A 15,117-nucleotide genomic window follows, 5' to 3' on the forward strand; every position below is an offset into this window, starting at 1 on the left:
CCGAAGGTCCTCGACACCCTTCTCCGAGTCGATGGTAGCAAACGAGAGCGACACGTTCGACATCGGCGGCGAGTTGACCGTCCACCGGCTCGGCTTCGGCGCGATGCGTCTCACCGGCGAGAACATCATCGGGCGACCCGAGGACGAGGGGGAGGCCCGGGAAGTCCTCAAACACGCCCGCGAGATCGGCGTCGACTTCGTCGATACGGCCGACTCGTATGGCCCGGCGGTCAGCGAGCGCCTGATCGGCGAGACCCTCTCGGGGGACGAGGACGTTACGGTCGCCACGAAGGGTGGCCTGTGGCGCACGCTGGACGGGAACTGGCCGCCGTGTGGTGATCCCGAGTACCTCCAGAACGCCCTGCTGGGAAGTCTCGATCGCCTCGGCGCCGAGTCGATCGACCTCTATCAGTTCCACCGCCCCGACCCTGAGGTGCCTTTCGAGGACTCGGTCCACCAACTGGCCGAGTTCAAGGACGAGGGCCTGATCGAGCACGTCGGCGTGAGCAACGTCTCGGTCGAGCAGTTAGAAACTGCCCGCGACATCGTCGAGGTCGCCACGGTGCAAAACGAGTTCAACGTCGGCGACCGGAGCGACGAGGACGTTCTCGAAGCGTGTGAGGACGCCGGAATCGGCTTCATCCCGTGGTCGCCCATCGGCTCGGGCGACAACGATTTGGGCGGGAAGGGTGAGGCGGTCGCGGAGATCGCCGGCGCCCACGACGCGAGTGACTCCCAGATCGCGCTGGCGTGGCTACTCCAGCGCTCGCCGGTGATCCTTCCGATCCCGGGGACCTCGAGCGTCGAGCACTTAGAGGAGAACGTCGCGGCCTCGGGGATCGACCTCACCGACGACGAGATGGCTCGCCTAGAGTAGGAAGCGGTACCGTTTTCGGTCGCCCCGGCCGAATACGGGTATGAACGGGGATGCGGACATGACGCTGGCGTTCGATCTGGCGGCGCTCCAGGAACTGGCCGAACCCGACCGGGTCTTTACCGACGCGCGCCAGTGGACCGAGTACGTCGGCGTCGTCAGCGAGAAGCCGACCTACGTCGTGACGAACTTCACGCGCAAACACCGGATCCGCCAGGACTTCTTCTCGGGCCCGCGCGGTCGCGAGGAGAGTCTAGAGAGCGTTCGCGAGCAGTTCGACACCGAACGCCACGTCTTCGTCGGCACGGGCGAGGAGGACCGCGAACTCGCAGAGCGGGTCGGCTGGGAGTACCTCCCGGTGGCGGACGCCGCCGAGGCGGCGGGCTGGACGCTGGCAGACGACGCCCCCGAACCGGAGCCCGACGAGGACGAACGGGACGACTGGCCCTGAACCGGGGAGACTTACTACGCAGGCCGGGAAGCGATCGATATGGCACTCGACGTCGTCCGTGCGCTGACGGAAGGCTTAGACCGACTCACGAGTCGCAACGGTTTCGTGTTCGTCGGCGCCTTCACGCTGATCGCGATCGTCGGCAACGTCGCCCTCGACAGCGCGACGGTTGCGCTCGAAGCGCTGACTGCCGACTTGGCTGCCCAGACGGACCAACCCCAGCCACAACCGCTGCCAGAGGGCGCGACGCCGCTTGCGGTCGATCTGCCTGGGTCCGTGATCGCCCTCCTGGTCCTCGGGTGGCTACTCGCGTGGGCAGCGACGAGCGTCCTCGCCGTGCGGGTCGTGGCGAGCGACCACACCGAGGCGATCCCCGACGATCTGCTCTCGCGGCGACTGACGCTCGCGACGGTCAACGAGGTATTCGCCCGGATCGTCGTCCTGACGCTCATCGGAATCGGGTTCGTCGCCCTCGTTCTCCCGGGGATCTTCCTCGCGATCTGTTTCTACTTCGTCCGGCCGCTGATCGCCATCGAGGACCGAAACGCGATCGATGCGATGACCGAGAGCTGGCGCCTCTCGCGGGGCAACCGGATCCGGATCCTCCTCTTGCTGGTCGGGGCGGTCGCCGTCTATGCAGCCATCTCGATCGCCGGGACCCTCGGCGCGCTGGCTCTCTCGGCGCTTCCCGTTGTGGGAACGGTGATCTCGATCGTCTTTGCGGCGGTCGCGAACGTCTTCTGGCTTGCCGTCTCCGCCCGGGCGTTCGTCCAGTTTCACGAGCCGGTCGAACCGGAACCCGAGGCCGGGGGGTCCGAGCCGGACGACGGATGGGACGACCCGCCGGGCGTCGAGTGGTAGAAAACGCGCCCTTTAACCGGCCGACGGGGTAAGGAAAAGCGATGGCAACGCCACGGGTTCCCGGTGACGAGGCGATCGAACTCCCCTGTGGCGAGTCGGTCTCGCTCGCCCAACTGGACATGGGGATGCGCGAGTACGCCTGTTCGTGCGGGGAGCGCCACGCCCTCGTGATGGACGTCCACCCACCCTCGCGGTTCGTCCCCGAGGCGATCGTCGCGGTGCTCAGAGAGACCGTCGAAACCGAAGACGAGTTCGGCGAGTTCGGCACGCCCCACATCATGGGCGTCGTCCTCGAGGAGTTTCCCGACGGAGTCGTCGCCGAGGACGTCTCGGAGAACGGCCAAGTCGGGTATTCGATGCTCTGGCTGACGGACTTCGACTCCCGACGCCTGCACGTCGTCGTCGTCGAGTTGCTGGTCGAACTGATGGAACACGCGATCAGCCACAGCGAGGACTCGGGGGCCACAAGCGAGTTCGAAGAGCAGATGCTCGAGTTCGACGTCGAGGCGTTCGTCGACGATTATCGAACGGCCCGCGAGTTCGAGAGCGAGTTCGACCGGCCGGCTTAGTTACTTCTACAGTAGTTCGCAGTCGTTTCGTACTCTGTGCATGATCCGTGCCGCCGGTTCACGGCCCAGGTATCACCGGTGTCACTGTAAGACGTTCATGTCCCGTCTTGAGTCTGCGCCTATCTGATCTCGTTGGCCCGGCTTGCGTTTCTCGTGGATCTCTGTCCGTTTCGTTCCGTGTATTTAATACATATTCTAATAGAATGGATTTATGGAAGACGTAGTCCTAGCTCTCTTGTTCAGCATCGGATCGCTTCTGGCCTTCGTGTGGTTCGGCTACCGAGGTGCGATTGTTTACCGTCTGTACAGATCGGTTTCGAACGGTGGTGGTAGCGATAGATCTGACCTCGTTGACGGGCGCAAAGCGACTGTCGAAGGGGATATCGTTATCGAGCAGGCTGCAAACGAAACCTACCCGGGAGAAACAACTCTTGAGTCGGTACCGGCCGCACTCTTGCTCTGGCGCGTCCGCAAGCGAAAGAACCGATCCGATGGATGGGATATGGTTGAATCCGGTTTGGAATCTGGCGTGTTCAAGCTAGATACCGGCGGCGGCCAGATCCGCGTCGATACGGACTGGCTTGTCAAACAACATGGAGATACGGGTATTGACTCGCTTACACCATCCGATTTGAAGAGTGAGTCGTTCAGGGATTCGCTTGCGGCCAAGACGGGTGTCGTATCACGATACGTCTACTTCGACCGGTTCCGCGATACCGTCGATGCTATGAAAACGGTGTCCTGGCCCCCGAACAGTTATCAGCATCTGGAACGTTCACGACAGAACTATCGGATCGAAGTCGCGATGGCGCCCGAAGCGAAATCGCTGACGGTCCATGGTCAGGTCGCCATCGAGCAGGGCGAAGTCGTACTATCCGGATCCGATAGCGTGCCGATGGCGATAGCCGATACTGGAATCGAATCGCTAGAAAGTAATCTGCGAGCGCAGATGACCACGTCCGGTGTGTATGCCTTTGGCTCGCTCATCGCCTCGGCGGCCTTCTTCTACGTGTGGGTGCTCCCCGAACTCCCCCTTTAGTCCGGCTGTACGCTACTGGCGTCGTTTCAGTGCTGACTGTTTCTCCCCTTCGCTCCCCCTGGTGATCGCCGTCGTACGGCTTTCCAGCCGACCTTGCTGGCCCGCCTACTGGTCCCCGCCCCTGTTGGAAGAGGAACCGTCCCGTTCGTGTACAACCATGCAAATAGGTTTGTGTATGAGCGTTCAGGATGCGGTATGGCAACTACCGACCGCTCGCGGGAGCGCCGCGAGGAGATCGAGGCGATCCTCGAACGCAAGCCGGGCGTCCGCGAGGTCCGCGACGAGGCCGACCGCTACACCGTCGTCGGGGCCGCGGGCCGAGGAACCTACGCGAACTGGCTGACGCCCATCGAGGAGCACTTCGTCTGTCACCGCAACGCAATCCCCGAGATCGCGGACGACTCCTGGACGATCACCTTTTCCGGCGGTCTCGACGGCGAGGCCTCCGTGGCCGACCTCACCGAGCGATTCCCGACAGTCGCGGTCGCGCACACCATGGAGTGTGCGGGCAACGGCCGCGGCCAGCACGACCCCGAGACCGCGAGCGTCCAGTGGGGTTTCGAGGCCGCCGCCACCGCCGTCTGGACCGGCGTTCCCCTCAGTTCCGTTCTCCGAGCGTTTTCGGAGGAACTCCCCGAATCGGGATGGCTGACCGCCATCGGCGGCGACCCCGGCGAGGAGGGGGTCTTCGCCCGGTCGATCCCAGTCGAGAAGGCGACCGACGACTGCATCCTGGCCGTCGGCGTCAACGGCCGGCCGATCCCCGCCGAACACGGCTACCCAGTACGATTGCTCGTTCCGGGCTGGTACGGCGTCAACAGCGTGAAGTGGCTCGACGAACTCCGACTCATGGACTCGATGGTCACGGAGGGCTCGCTCGACCGACCCGGGCGCCACGCCGAGTGGCAACAGGACGAGTACCGGATCCATCCCGCGGGTGAGACCCCTGAGCCGATGGAAACCATCGAAACGTTCGACACGTGGGACCAGTTCGAGTCCGACGAGATCGACCATCCCTACACCTTCGACGAGAACGTGATGTCGGTGATCGGCGCACCCGACGGCGAGGAACCGGTCCGCGCCGGAGAAGTCGACGTCTGTGGCGTCGCGTGGGCGGGCGACGATACGGTCGAGCGCGTCGAGGTCTCGACGGATGGCGGCGAACACTGGAGCGAGGCAGAACGGTTCGGCCCCGACTACGCGGGCGCGTGGCGGCTCTTTCGGACCACGTGGGACGCGACGCCCGGAACACACACGCTTGTCTCGCGGGCGAGCGACGACCGGGGCCGGACCCAACCGGCGACGATCGGCACCCCCGAGGAGGGGTTCGGAGCGCTCGATTCCGGCCGATACCCGTGGAACGAGGGCGGGTACGCCGCGAACGCCTATCTGCCGAACGCGTTCGAGGTCGAGGTCGAACCCGAGAGGTAGTCTTCGAATCTCGAAACGCGGCTTCGCTTTTCACAACGTATCGTTCCTCTTATTACGATGTGCGAACTGGGTCCGGGTGATGACCGACGAGGACACGGTCGACGGGGAGCAACGGACGATCCTTCTCATCGGAAGCGGCCCGATCCAGATCGGGCAGGCCGCCGAGTTCGACTACTCCGGCGCCCAAGCCTGCCGAGCGCTTCAAGAGGAGGGGGTCCGAGTCGTCCTCGTCAACTCAAATCCCGCGACGATCATGACCGATCCCGAGATGGCCGATAAGGTCTACATCGAGCCGATCACGACCGAGGCCATCGCGGAGATCATCGAAAAGGAACGCCCCGACGGCGTCATTGCCGGTCTGGGCGGCCAGACGGGGCTGAACGTCACCGCCGAACTCGCAGAGGAGGGCGTCCTCGAGGAGTTCGACGTCGAGATCATGGGCACGCCCCTCGAGACCATCTACGCGACCGAGGACCGCGATCAGTTCCGCGAGCGCATGGAGGAGATCGGACAGCCGATGCCCCGCTCGCGCACCATCGAGTCCGTCGGCGAGGTCGAGGACGCCGTCGAGGCCGTCGGCGGCCTGCCGGTAATCATGCGCACGACCTACACCCTCGGCGGGTCGGGGTCGGGCGTCGTCGAGGAGATGGACGAACTCAAGGAGTCGGTCCGCAGGGGACTTCGCCTCTCCCGGAACGGGGAGGTACTGATCACGGAATCCATCTCGGGCTGGGTCGAACTCGAATACGAGGTGATGCGCGACGCCGACGACTCGTGTATCATCATCTGCAACATGGAGAACATCGACCCGATGGGCATTCACACCGGCGAATCGACCGTCGTCACCCCTTCGCAGGTGATCCCCGACGAGGGCCACCAGGAGATGCGCTCGGCGGCGCTGGAAGTCATTCGCGACCTGGGGATCCAAGGCGGGTGTAACATCCAGTTCGCCTGGCACGACGACGGCACGCCCGGTGGCGAGTACAGGGTCGTGGAGGTCAACCCGCGGGTGTCTCGCTCCTCGGCGCTGGCCTCGAAAGCGACGGGGTATCCCATCGCCCGCGTAACGGCGAAGGTCGCGCTCGGAAAGCGTCTCCACGAGATCGAAAACGAGATCACCGGCGAGACGACCGCCGCCTTCGAGCCGGCGATCGACTACGTCGTAACCAAAGTCCCGCGCTGGCCCAAGGACAAGTTCGACGAGGTCGAGTTCAAACTCGGTACCGCGATGAAGAGTACGGGAGAAGCGATGTCGATCGGGCGGACCTTCGAGGAGTCACTGTTGAAGGCGCTTCGCTCGACGGAGTACGTCCCCGACGTCGACTGGGGGACCCTCTCGGACGAGGACCTCGAGGAGGGGTACCTCGAGACGCCCTCACCGGATCGCCCCTACGGGATGTTCGAGGCCTTCTCGCGGGGCTATTCGGTCGAGGAGATCTGTGAGTTGACCGGGATCTACGAGTGGTACGTCGAGCGCTACGAGACCATCGCCAGCGCGGCCGACGCCGCACAGAACGGCGAGTTCGGGGAGGCGGCCGAGATCGGCTTTACGAACGCACAGGTCGCGGCGGGGATCGACGCCAGCGAGGCCTCGACGATCCCGCAGGCCGACGGCGGCGCGATCGACGCCGTCGAGGCGAGCGCGCCCGAGCGCGACTTCAAGCAGGTCGATACCTGCGCCGGGGAGTTTGCTGCCTCGACGCCGTATTACTACTCCGCACGCGCCCGCGGCGACCGGCTGGGCCGCGACGAGGTACAGGTCGATACCGACGCCGAGAGCGTCGTGATCGTCGGCGGGGGCCCGATCCGCATCGGCCAGGGCGTCGAGTTCGACTACTGTACGGTCCACGCCGTCCAGGCACTCCGCGAGAACGGTATCGAGGCCCACGTCGTCAACAACAACCCCGAAACCGTTTCGACGGACTACGACACCTCCGACGGGCTCTTTTTCGAACCCATCACCGCAGAGGAGGTCGCGGACGTGATCGAGGCCACGGGTGCCGACGGCGCGATGATCCAGTTCGGCGGCCAGACCTCCGTCGACATCGGCGAACCGCTGGAGCAGGAGATCGAGCGTCGTGGACTGGACTGTGAGATCATGGGTACGGCTGTCGACGCGATGGACTTAGCGGAGGACCGCGACCGGTTCAACGGACTCATGGACGAACTGGGCATCGCCCAACCCGAGGGCGGCACCGCGACCAGCGAGGCCGAGGCGCTCGATCTCGCCCACGAGATCGGCTATCCCGTGCTCGTTCGCCCTTCCTACGTGCTGGGCGGGCGGGCGATGGAGGTCGTCCATTCCGATTCGGAGCTCGAGGAGTACATCGAAGAAGCAGTGCGTGTCGCCCCCGACAAACCGATCCTCGTCGATAAGTTCCTCGAAGGCGGCGTCGAACTCGACGTCGACGCCGTTTCCGACGGCGAGCGCGTGCTGATCGGCGGGATCATGGAACACGTCGAGAGCGCCGGGGTCCACTCGGGGGACTCTGCGTGTATGATCCCGCCGCGCTGGCTCGAGGCCGACGCGATGGGGCGCATCCGCGAGGTGGTCGAGCAAATCGCCCGCGCGCTCGACACCGTGGGCCTGCTCAACGTCCAACTGGCCGTCTACGAGGGCGAAGTCTACGTCTTGGAGGCGAACCCCCGGTCGTCCCGGACGGTGCCGTTCGTCTCGAAGGCCACCGGCGTCCCGATTGCGAAGCTCGCCGCCCGCGTGATGGCCGGCGCAAGCCTCGACGACCTGGATGCGAGCGAGGGGATCCCCGAACAGACCAGCGTCAAGGAGGTCGTCCTGCCCTTCGACCGCCTGCCCGGATCCGACCCGCGCCTCGGCCCCGAGATGAAGTCCACCGGGGAAGTCATGGGCACCGCCGATTCGTTCGGCAAGGCCTACTGGAAGGCCCAGCAGGCCGCCGGCGCCGTCCTCCCGCGCGGGGGCACTGCCGTGATCGATCTGGACGTCGACGGCTTCGACGAGTTCTACGAGATCAGGGAGTTCGAGGACGTGCCCGAAGCGATCCGCGAGGGCAAGGTCGATCTGGTGATCACGCGCGATCGCGAGTCACTCCAGACCGCCGTCGAGGAGGACGTCACCTACTACTCGACCGCGCCGAGCGTGCAGGCGGCCCTCGAGGCGCTGCGCGCGCGCGACGACCCCCTCGATGTCCGGGCGGTTTCGGACCGGCCCGTCCGCGAGGCCGAGTGGGGGCGATGACTGCCGGGTAAACCTTCAACCGGCTCGCGCCGGTAGGTCAACTATGGCTATCGAGACCGTTCTGGTGGCGGGCGCGAGCGGGAAGACGGGTCGCGAGATCCTGCACCTCCTTCGGAACACCGACCTCCACGTGCGCGCGATGACGCGCGACCCCGCGAACGTCGGCCGCCTCACGCGGCTGGGAGCCGACGAGGTGATCGTCGGGGACCTCCTCGAACAGGCCGACGCCGACCGGGCGGTCTCGGGGGTCGACACCGTTCTCTGTGCCGTGGGAACGAAACCGGGACTCGACGCCCTGACCGGCGGGTTCGTCGACGGACAGGGTGTGATCAACCTCGCCGACGCCGCGAGCGAAGCGGGCGTCGAACGGTTCGTCTTCGAGTCCTCACTGGGGGTCGGCGACGCGAAAGCGGGCCTACCCCTGCCCGCGCGCGTCCTCATCGGGCCGATCCTCCGGGCGAAAGACGACTCCGAGACCCACCTCCGCGAGTCGGGGCTGACGTATACGATCCTCCGGCCCGGCGGGCTGACGACCGGGCCGCCCTCGGGTGAAGTCGTCGTCGGCGAGGGCGGCGATTCTGTTTCGGGCCGTATCTCACGGGCCGACGTCGCCCGTCTGATGGTCGCCGCGCCGTTTACCCCCGAGGCCGAAAACCGCACCTTCGAGGTCGTGAGCCACGAGGGACTCCGGGGGTCGCCGAAAAACGTCGTCCCGATGACGTGGGTCGAGCCGAGCGTGGCCTGAGTCGGACGGACCGACCGCACGTAGATTTGTCACGAAAATATTTAACGCATTCCACCGGATAGGACGCCAATGATTCCCGATACGGACGTCGAGGCGATGTGGGCCGTCGGGCCCGACGTGGCGAGCGCACCTCCTCCGATCCCCGAGGGGACGCCCGCGCTGATCGCACACCGCGGGTTCGCGGGACAGTACCCCGAGAACACGGTGGGTGCGATCCGGGCGGCCTCCCGGACGGCCGACTGGATCGAGATCGACTGTCGCCCGACCGCCGACGGCGATCCGGCCGTCTTTCACGACCACCGGCTCGATCGCCTCACCGACCGGCGCGGCCTCGTCGCCGAGACACCGAGCGAGGTGGTCTTCCGGACGGAAGTGCTCGAAAGCGGCGCCTCGATCCCCCGTCTCGACAGGGCGCTCGAGGCCGTCGGGCCCGACGTCGGCGTCGTCCTCGACCTCAAGGGCCGGTTCGGCGCTCTTTCGGGTCCCGACGGGCGCTCCGAGACGTGGGACTGGGTCGCGTCGGCACTCGACACCCTCGCGGGGGCCGACCGTCGCATCCTCGTCTCGACGTTCTGGGAGGACGCGCTGGCTGCCGTCGAGGAGACGGCGGACGTCCCGACTGCCGTCCTGTTCTGCGAGGACGCCGCGGGCGGGCTGGCGGTCGCTCGCCGGTATGGCTGTGAAGCGATCCACCCCGCCGCCCACCTGCTGACCGACGTGGGCGGCGGAGCGGCCCTCGTCGATCGGGCACACGAGTCGGGCATGGCGGTCAACGTCTGGTCGCCGGTCACCCGCTACGAGGGCGCGCTTCTTTCGGCTCGCGGGGTCGACGGCGTCATCACTGACTACGACGACGTGCTGCGGCCCCGGCGGGTGCTCCCGCCCTAGTCGGCGGTTGCGACCCGTCGGTCGGCCAGTTCGAGGACGTTATCGAAGAAATCGAGCGAGTCGTGGGGACCGGGGTTGGCTTCGGGGTGGTACTGACGGGTGAGTACGCCGAGGTCCTCGCTGTCGAGGCCTTCGGGTGTGTCGTCGTTGACGTTCACCTGCGTGACCTCGAGTTCGCCCGGTTCCGAAACCGTGTAGCCGTGGTTCTGGGTCGTCATGACGACCTTGCCGGTGCGCAGGTCCCGGACGGGCTGGTTGACGCCCCGATGCCCGAAGGTCATCTTCTCGGTGTCGCCGCCCAATGCCCGGGCGACGACCTGCTGGCCGAGACAGATCCCCGCGATGGGGATCTCGCCGACGAACTCCTCGACGAGTCCCCGGGCGGCCTCGAAGTTCGCGGGGTCGCCCGGCCCGTTCGAGATGAAGAGGACGTCCGGGTCGAGTTCGGTGATCTCCGCGGGCGTCGTATCGTAGGGCAGGACGTGGACGTCCGCGCCGCGGTCGGTCAGCGAGGAGGTGATCGAGCCCTTCGCGCCACAGTCGACCAGCGCGACGTCGTATTCGCCGCCGCCTTCGACGGTGTAGCGCTCGGCGACGCTGACCTGTGCGCCGATATCGACGTGCTCGCTCATCCCTTTGCACGCTTCGAGCTCCGCGAGCGCGTCCTCGGGAGTGGCCTCGGGCCCGGCGGCGATCCCACAGCGCATCGCCCCCTCGTCGCGGATCTCGGTGACGAGATCGCGCGTATCGAGGTGGTCGATCGCGGGGATCCCCTCCTCGGCGAGCCACTCGGCGACGTCGTCGGTTAGTTCGAGGGCGACGGCCGCGGTCGGGTGGATCCGGTCGGACTCGAATCGCTCGTCTCGGACGCCGTAGTTCCCGATCAGGGGATACGAGAAGGTCAACACCTGCTCCTCGTAGGAGGGATCGGTCAGGCTCTCCTCGTAGCCCGTGTACGCGGTCGTAAAGACCAGCTCCCCTCGGGCCGTCCCGGGCGCACGCCCGCGCGCTTCGAGAACACGACCCCCTTCCAGTGCCAGGTAGGCATCCGACATTACGAGAAGCGTATGAACACGCCGAGTATAAACCTTGCTTTCGAAGCGAAGTTACGAATTTCGTAACGATGAAGCGCGCCCGCCCACAACTACCGCTCCGATGGACGAACTGGATCGGGAGATCCTCGACGTGCTCCGCCGGGACGCCCGGATCCCGTACACCGAGATCGCAGAGAGCGTCGATACCAGTGAGGGGACCGTCAGAAACCGCGTCGACCGGATGCTCGAGACAGGCATCATCGAGCGCTTTACCGTCGCGACCCGGACTGGCAACATCAAGGCGATGATCGAACTCGGCGTCGACGTGGCCGTCGACACCACCGAGGTCGCAGAACGGATGGCCGACTGGGCGGCCGTCGACTTCGTCTGGCAGGTCAGCGGCGAGCAGGACGTGGTGTTGATCGTCGACGCGGCCGACACGACCGCCGTCAACGACCTCATCACCCGCGCGCGCGACGTCGAGGAGGTCGTCAGTACCACGACTCGGCTGATCCTCGACGAGCAGCGCTAGTCCTCCGGTGGCGCCCCGACGCCCGGCGTCGGATCGAGCGGGAGGTGGCCTTTGCGTTTGTGGATCCGCTTATATCCCCGCCGGAGGAGACGGGCGAGCGTTCCACCCGCGACCGCCGGCTCGACCCGTCCCGCCCGGATCGCCCCGACGATCGCCTCGGGGGTCGGTTCGGCGTCGATCTTCGTGTAGGCCCGCCCGACCTCGACGGGGTAGTGGGCGTCGCTGCCGCCCACGAGTGGAATCCCCCGCTCGTTGGCGATTTCCCGGACCAGCGGCCACGTCCGGGGGTGTTTGCCGTTGCACTCGATGGCGTCGAACTCGACGTCGGTCTCGCGGATCGTGCTGTTGCGAAACGGGTGGGCGATGATCGCCACACAGCCCCGGTCGTGGGCCAATTCGACGGCTTCGGCGGGCGTAATCGCTCCCTTCTTGGTTCGAGTCGGCGGATCCGAGCCGACGACGAGGACGTGGCCTTTCGTCGTCGAGATCTCGATGCCGGGAACGGAGAGAAATCCCTTGCTGGGGCTGCCGAGCGGCCGATAGTAGTCATGGTTCGTCAGCGCTACGCCATCGAGCCCGCGACGGCGCGCGACGGCCGCGAGCGCGGCGTGACCGTATGGGTCGAACCGTTCTGCGAGCCGGTCGCGACCGTGGAAAAAGCGCGTATGCGTGTGGAGATCGAGCGAGAGCATAGTCCCTCTGGGTGTCGCCAGCCCTTTGCGCTTGCGCCTCGACGGTCAGGTATGACCGGTGACGAATCCGATTGCGTCGTCGTTGCGAATCCAGTGAGTGGCGGTCCCGACGACGACATCTCCGAGATCCGGGAACTGGCGGCCGAGTACGGCTTCGGGCTCGCGGTCTCCGAGGAGTCGGGCGATGCCATCGAGTTGACCCACGAGGCGATCGAGGCGGGCGCGATCCGGGTCGGCGCCTACGGCGGTGACGGGACGATAAACGAGGTCGTCCGCGGGATCGACGCCGCCAACGCCTTCGAGTCGACGACGCTGGGGGTGCTCCCCGGCGGGACGGGCAACAACTTCGCGGGCAACATCGGTGTCGAAAGCGTCGAACACGGGTTCTCGCTGCTCGCGGAGGGCGAGACCCGGCGGATCGATCTGGGCGTCGCCGGCGACGAACTGTTCGTCAACTCCTGTGTCTGCGGGCTGACCGCCGACGCGAGCGAGGCGACCTCCTCCGAGTTGAAGGGGCGGTTCGGCGAACTCGCGTACGTCTTCAACACGATCGACCGGATGCGAAATTTCGAGTCGATCCCGCTGCACGTCCACGCCGAAGACGAGGAAGTCCTCTGGGACGGTGACGCGATGTTCGTCCTGATCGGCAACGCCAGACGATTTCCCGCCGGCGGTAGACAGCAAGCCAACGTCGAGGACGGCCTTTTCGAGGTGACGATCATCGAGGATGTCTCGACGGGCCAACTGGTCAGAGAGACCGCGACCCGGCGACTGCTTGGCGGGGAGGTCAGCAGCATCCACCGCCTCACGGCCCCGTCGCTGACCGTCGACGTCCGACGCGAGGAGCCGGTGTCGTTCAGTTTCGACGGCGAGATCGACCAGTTCAACCGGCTCCCGTGTCAGGTCCGCCCGCGGACCCTCGCCGTCCGGGTCGGCGAGGGCTACGATCCCGTGCCACCGGAACCGGAGGATGTTTGACCCCGGTCGCTGATATCGGGATATGAGCGCTCAGGACACCGCGGGCGAACAATCCCACGCGAACGCCCGCCAGAACGTCGTCGCGGTCGATGCCGACGACGCGAAACAGGGCGTCGTCAACCGACTCGAGGCCCACACCGGCGAGGGGATCCGCCACCGGGCGTTTACCGCGCTCGTTTTCAACCACGACGATCACGTGTTGTTGGCCCAGCGAAGCCCGGACAAACGCCTCTGGGACACCTACTGGGACGGCACCGTCGCCTCCCACCCCGTCGAGGGACAGAGCCAGTCGGACGCCACCGAGGCCCGACTCGCCGATGAACTGGGCATCCAGTCGAACCAGTACACCGACCTGCGGGTGACCGATAAGTTCGAGTACAAACGCTACTACCCCAACGAGGGCCTCGAATGGGAGGTCTGCTCGGTACTGAAATGCACGCTCGACGACACCGCGCTCGACCCCGACGAGAGCGAGGTCGCGGGACTCATGTGGGTCCCCTACGAGCGCCTCTATGACAACCCCAAGTGGTACCGCCAACTGCGCCTCTGTCCGTGGTTCGAGATCGCGATGCGACGGGACTTCGACTGAGGGGCTTTTTGGGTTCGGCGCGAAAAGGAACGACATGGCACTCGACAGTCGCGTCTATCGCCTCGTTGACGGTCCCGCGAACGTGTATCTCGTCGACGACGGCGAGTTGACCCTCGTCGACGCCGGCGTTCCGGGCGACGCGAAGGCGATTCGCGACGGGATCCGCGCGCTCGGCCACGCCGTCGTCGACGTGGATCGGGTCCTCCTGACCCACTACGATTACGATCACGTCGGCGCGCTCGCCTCGCTGGGATTGGACGCGCCGGTCCACGCGGGCGACCCCGACGGAACCTACGTGACCGGCGCGGCGAAACCGCCGCGTTCGAACCTGAAGGGCCTCACCCAGCGTGTAATGGCTCGGAATCTCGATTTCCCGGACCTCACCACGGTCCCCGTGGCCGACGGCGAGGAGATCGGCGACTTTCGAGCCTACCACACGCCGGGCCACACCGCCGGGCACATGGCGTATCTCCACGAGGACCTCGACATCGCCTTCCTCGGCGACTGCGTGCGCGAAACGGAGAGCACCCTTCAGCCCATGACCGGCTGGCTGTGTGCGGACGCCGAGCGAAACCACGAGAGCATCAAGGACCTCTCGGCGCGCACGCCGACGTTCGATTACGGCGCGCCGGGACACGGTGACCCCATCACAGCGGGTGCAAGCGCCGTCCTTCGACGGGTTGCGGCCGGTCTGTAGCCCGCGGCAGAACCCTTATTTCGTCGCCTCCGCTAGGACGGGACATGGCCCTTCAGTACTACGACCTCGTGTTGCTGGGTATCGCCGGCAGCGTCGTCCTCGGGCGGTTGATCGGCGCGTTCACGGCCGTCGGGATCGTTCCCGCCGTGATCGGCACCTCCGCGCTCGCCGCGGGGTTGATGGCCCACGCGATGTTCGTCCGCGGGCCCGTCGACGGGGTCGGGGATCTCACGGAGGAGGTCGAGCGGGTCGGGCCGGTCGAGTTCTCGAACTAGCGGGTCGTCGACCAGACCGCGACCAGCCCCAACAGCACGGCCGGGGCCAGCGGGAGGACGAGGTACGCGACGAAAAACGGCAGGGTCTCGGGCGGGTGAAAGAGGATGACCGCCGGCGCGACGAGGAAGGCGAAGACGATCACGCCGACGAGCGTCCAGCCCCGCCAGTCGAACTCCCGCTCGTCGGGGCTGGTCGCCCGCTCGACCCCCGGTTCATAGACGTACCCCCGATCGTCGCTCATCAC

Annotated in this window: 17 protein-coding genes; 14 read left to right on the top strand and 3 right to left on the bottom strand. The window is 66.2% G+C overall.

From position 1 onward, the window contains the following. Positions 1-31 precede the first annotated feature (31 nt). The 9 genes from HACJB3_RS05995 to HACJB3_RS06035 all read left to right on the top strand — a co-directional run bounded on the left by HACJB3_RS05995 (position 32) and on the right by HACJB3_RS06035 (position 10,075). The gene (locus HACJB3_RS05995; RefSeq protein WP_013199426.1) at positions 32-877 is read left to right on the top strand and encodes an aldo/keto reductase; all 846 of its coding nucleotides are present in this window, start codon (positions 32-34) and stop codon (positions 875-877) included. 40 nt (positions 878-917) lie between these two features. Beyond that, a complete protein-coding gene (locus tag HACJB3_RS06000) occupies positions 918-1,325 on the top strand; it encodes a DUF7124 domain-containing protein (protein ID WP_008414839.1) in 408 nt (135 codons plus the stop codon). A 39-nt stretch (positions 1,326-1,364) separates the two neighbouring features. Next, the gene (locus HACJB3_RS06005) at positions 1,365-2,186 is read left to right on the top strand and encodes a hypothetical protein (RefSeq protein ID WP_008414840.1); all 822 of its coding nucleotides are present in this window, start codon (positions 1,365-1,367) and stop codon (positions 2,184-2,186) included. A gap of 41 nt (positions 2,187-2,227) precedes the next feature. Next, positions 2,228-2,755: a DUF5815 family protein gene (locus tag HACJB3_RS06010; RefSeq protein ID WP_008414841.1), complete on the top strand. Its 528-nt coding sequence runs from the start codon at positions 2,228-2,230 to the stop codon at positions 2,753-2,755. A 211-nt stretch (positions 2,756-2,966) separates the two neighbouring features. Next, on the top strand, positions 2,967-3,794 hold the full coding sequence (locus HACJB3_RS06015) for a hypothetical protein (protein WP_008414843.1): 828 nt from the start codon (positions 2,967-2,969) through the stop codon (positions 3,792-3,794). Positions 3,795-3,989: 195 nt separating this feature from the next. Beyond that, positions 3,990-5,225, top strand: coding sequence for a molybdopterin-dependent oxidoreductase (locus HACJB3_RS06020; protein ID WP_008414844.1), 1,236 nt, complete (start codon positions 3,990-3,992; stop codon positions 5,223-5,225). 79 nt (positions 5,226-5,304) lie between these two features. Continuing rightward, entirely contained in the window at positions 5,305-8,442 is a 3,138-nt protein-coding gene (carB, locus tag HACJB3_RS06025) for a carbamoyl-phosphate synthase large subunit (protein WP_008414846.1), read from the top strand. Positions 8,443-8,485: 43 nt separating this feature from the next. After that, positions 8,486-9,187 (top strand): SDR family oxidoreductase, encoded by a 702-nt coding sequence (locus HACJB3_RS06030; protein ID WP_008414848.1) that lies wholly within the window; start codon positions 8,486-8,488, stop codon positions 9,185-9,187. Positions 9,188-9,256: 69 nt separating this feature from the next. After that, positions 9,257-10,075 (top strand): glycerophosphodiester phosphodiesterase, encoded by an 819-nt coding sequence (locus HACJB3_RS06035; protein WP_008414850.1) that lies wholly within the window; start codon positions 9,257-9,259, stop codon positions 10,073-10,075. Here HACJB3_RS06035 and carA read toward each other — a convergent pair. Next, complete coding sequence (gene carA, locus HACJB3_RS06040) at positions 10,072-11,130, bottom strand: glutamine-hydrolyzing carbamoyl-phosphate synthase small subunit (RefSeq protein ID WP_008414851.1); 1,059 nt, start codon at positions 11,128-11,130, stop codon at positions 10,072-10,074. The two genes, HACJB3_RS06035 and carA, sit on opposite strands and share 4 nt — an antisense overlap. 100 nt (positions 11,131-11,230) lie before the next feature. Between carA and HACJB3_RS06045 the strand changes: the two genes are divergently transcribed. Then, positions 11,231-11,641 carry an Lrp/AsnC family transcriptional regulator gene (locus HACJB3_RS06045; RefSeq protein ID WP_008414852.1) on the top strand — a complete coding sequence of 137 codons (411 nt, stop codon included), beginning with the start codon at positions 11,231-11,233 and terminating at the stop codon, positions 11,639-11,641. Here the strand turns inward: HACJB3_RS06045 and HACJB3_RS06050 are convergent. Continuing rightward, positions 11,638-12,333, bottom strand: coding sequence for a PHP-associated domain-containing protein (locus HACJB3_RS06050; protein ID WP_008414853.1), 696 nt, complete (start codon positions 12,331-12,333; stop codon positions 11,638-11,640). The two genes, HACJB3_RS06045 and HACJB3_RS06050, sit on opposite strands and share 4 nt — an antisense overlap. A 51-nt stretch (positions 12,334-12,384) precedes the next feature. Between HACJB3_RS06050 and HACJB3_RS06055 the strand changes: the two genes are divergently transcribed. Genes HACJB3_RS06055 through HACJB3_RS06070 form a run of 4 tightly spaced genes read left to right on the top strand, consistent with a single transcriptional unit; the run spans position 12,385 to position 14,872 of the window. Next, positions 12,385-13,311: a diacylglycerol/lipid kinase family protein gene (locus tag HACJB3_RS06055; protein ID WP_008414854.1), complete on the top strand. Its 927-nt coding sequence runs from the start codon at positions 12,385-12,387 to the stop codon at positions 13,309-13,311. A gap of 22 nt (positions 13,312-13,333) precedes the next feature. Next, a complete protein-coding gene (locus HACJB3_RS06060) occupies positions 13,334-13,900 on the top strand; it encodes an NUDIX hydrolase (protein WP_008414855.1) in 567 nt (188 codons plus the stop codon). A 34-nt stretch (positions 13,901-13,934) separates the two neighbouring features. Beyond that, positions 13,935-14,597 carry an MBL fold metallo-hydrolase gene (locus HACJB3_RS06065; RefSeq protein ID WP_008414856.1) on the top strand — a complete coding sequence of 221 codons (663 nt, stop codon included), beginning with the start codon at positions 13,935-13,937 and terminating at the stop codon, positions 14,595-14,597. A 44-nt stretch (positions 14,598-14,641) separates the two neighbouring features. Further along, a complete protein-coding gene (locus HACJB3_RS06070; protein WP_008414857.1) occupies positions 14,642-14,872 on the top strand; it encodes a hypothetical protein in 231 nt (76 codons plus the stop codon). Here HACJB3_RS06070 and HACJB3_RS06075 read toward each other — a convergent pair. Then, positions 14,869-15,114, bottom strand: coding sequence for a hypothetical protein (locus HACJB3_RS06075; protein WP_008414858.1), 246 nt, complete (start codon positions 15,112-15,114; stop codon positions 14,869-14,871). The two genes, HACJB3_RS06070 and HACJB3_RS06075, sit on opposite strands and share 4 nt — an antisense overlap. Between the last annotated feature and the right edge of the window lie 3 nt (positions 15,115-15,117).

The organism is Halalkalicoccus jeotgali B3, from assembly GCF_000196895.1.
Lineage (GTDB): Archaea > Halobacteriota > Halobacteria > Halobacteriales > Halalkalicoccaceae > Halalkalicoccus > Halalkalicoccus jeotgali.

What these genes read in the sequence shown, in the direction of transcription:
- HACJB3_RS05995 (WP_013199426.1), top strand. Translation starts at nt 32, where the DNA reads ATGGTAGCAAACGAGAGCGACACGTTCGACATCGGCGGCGAGTTGACC.
- HACJB3_RS06000 (WP_008414839.1), top strand. Translation starts at nt 918, where the DNA reads ATGAACGGGGATGCGGACATGACGCTGGCGTTCGATCTGGCGGCGCTC.
- HACJB3_RS06005 (WP_008414840.1), top strand. Translation starts at nt 1,365, where the DNA reads ATGGCACTCGACGTCGTCCGTGCGCTGACGGAAGGCTTAGACCGACTC.
- HACJB3_RS06010 (WP_008414841.1), top strand. Translation starts at nt 2,228, where the DNA reads ATGGCAACGCCACGGGTTCCCGGTGACGAGGCGATCGAACTCCCCTGT.
- HACJB3_RS06015 (WP_008414843.1), top strand. Translation starts at nt 2,967, where the DNA reads ATGGAAGACGTAGTCCTAGCTCTCTTGTTCAGCATCGGATCGCTTCTG.
- HACJB3_RS06020 (WP_008414844.1), top strand. Translation starts at nt 3,990, where the DNA reads ATGGCAACTACCGACCGCTCGCGGGAGCGCCGCGAGGAGATCGAGGCG.
- carB (WP_008414846.1), top strand. Translation starts at nt 5,305, where the DNA reads ATGACCGACGAGGACACGGTCGACGGGGAGCAACGGACGATCCTTCTC.
- HACJB3_RS06030 (WP_008414848.1), top strand. Translation starts at nt 8,486, where the DNA reads ATGGCTATCGAGACCGTTCTGGTGGCGGGCGCGAGCGGGAAGACGGGT.
- HACJB3_RS06035 (WP_008414850.1), top strand. Translation starts at nt 9,257, where the DNA reads ATGATTCCCGATACGGACGTCGAGGCGATGTGGGCCGTCGGGCCCGAC.
- carA (WP_008414851.1), bottom strand. Translation starts at nt 11,130, where the DNA reads ATGTCGGATGCCTACCTGGCACTGGAAGGGGGTCGTGTTCTCGAAGCG.
- HACJB3_RS06045 (WP_008414852.1), top strand. Translation starts at nt 11,231, where the DNA reads ATGGACGAACTGGATCGGGAGATCCTCGACGTGCTCCGCCGGGACGCC.
- HACJB3_RS06050 (WP_008414853.1), bottom strand. Translation starts at nt 12,333, where the DNA reads ATGCTCTCGCTCGATCTCCACACGCATACGCGCTTTTTCCACGGTCGC.
- HACJB3_RS06055 (WP_008414854.1), top strand. Translation starts at nt 12,385, where the DNA reads ATGACCGGTGACGAATCCGATTGCGTCGTCGTTGCGAATCCAGTGAGT.
- HACJB3_RS06060 (WP_008414855.1), top strand. Translation starts at nt 13,334, where the DNA reads ATGAGCGCTCAGGACACCGCGGGCGAACAATCCCACGCGAACGCCCGC.
- HACJB3_RS06065 (WP_008414856.1), top strand. Translation starts at nt 13,935, where the DNA reads ATGGCACTCGACAGTCGCGTCTATCGCCTCGTTGACGGTCCCGCGAAC.
- HACJB3_RS06070 (WP_008414857.1), top strand. Translation starts at nt 14,642, where the DNA reads ATGGCCCTTCAGTACTACGACCTCGTGTTGCTGGGTATCGCCGGCAGC.
- HACJB3_RS06075 (WP_008414858.1), bottom strand. Translation starts at nt 15,114, where the DNA reads ATGAGCGACGATCGGGGGTACGTCTATGAACCGGGGGTCGAGCGGGCG.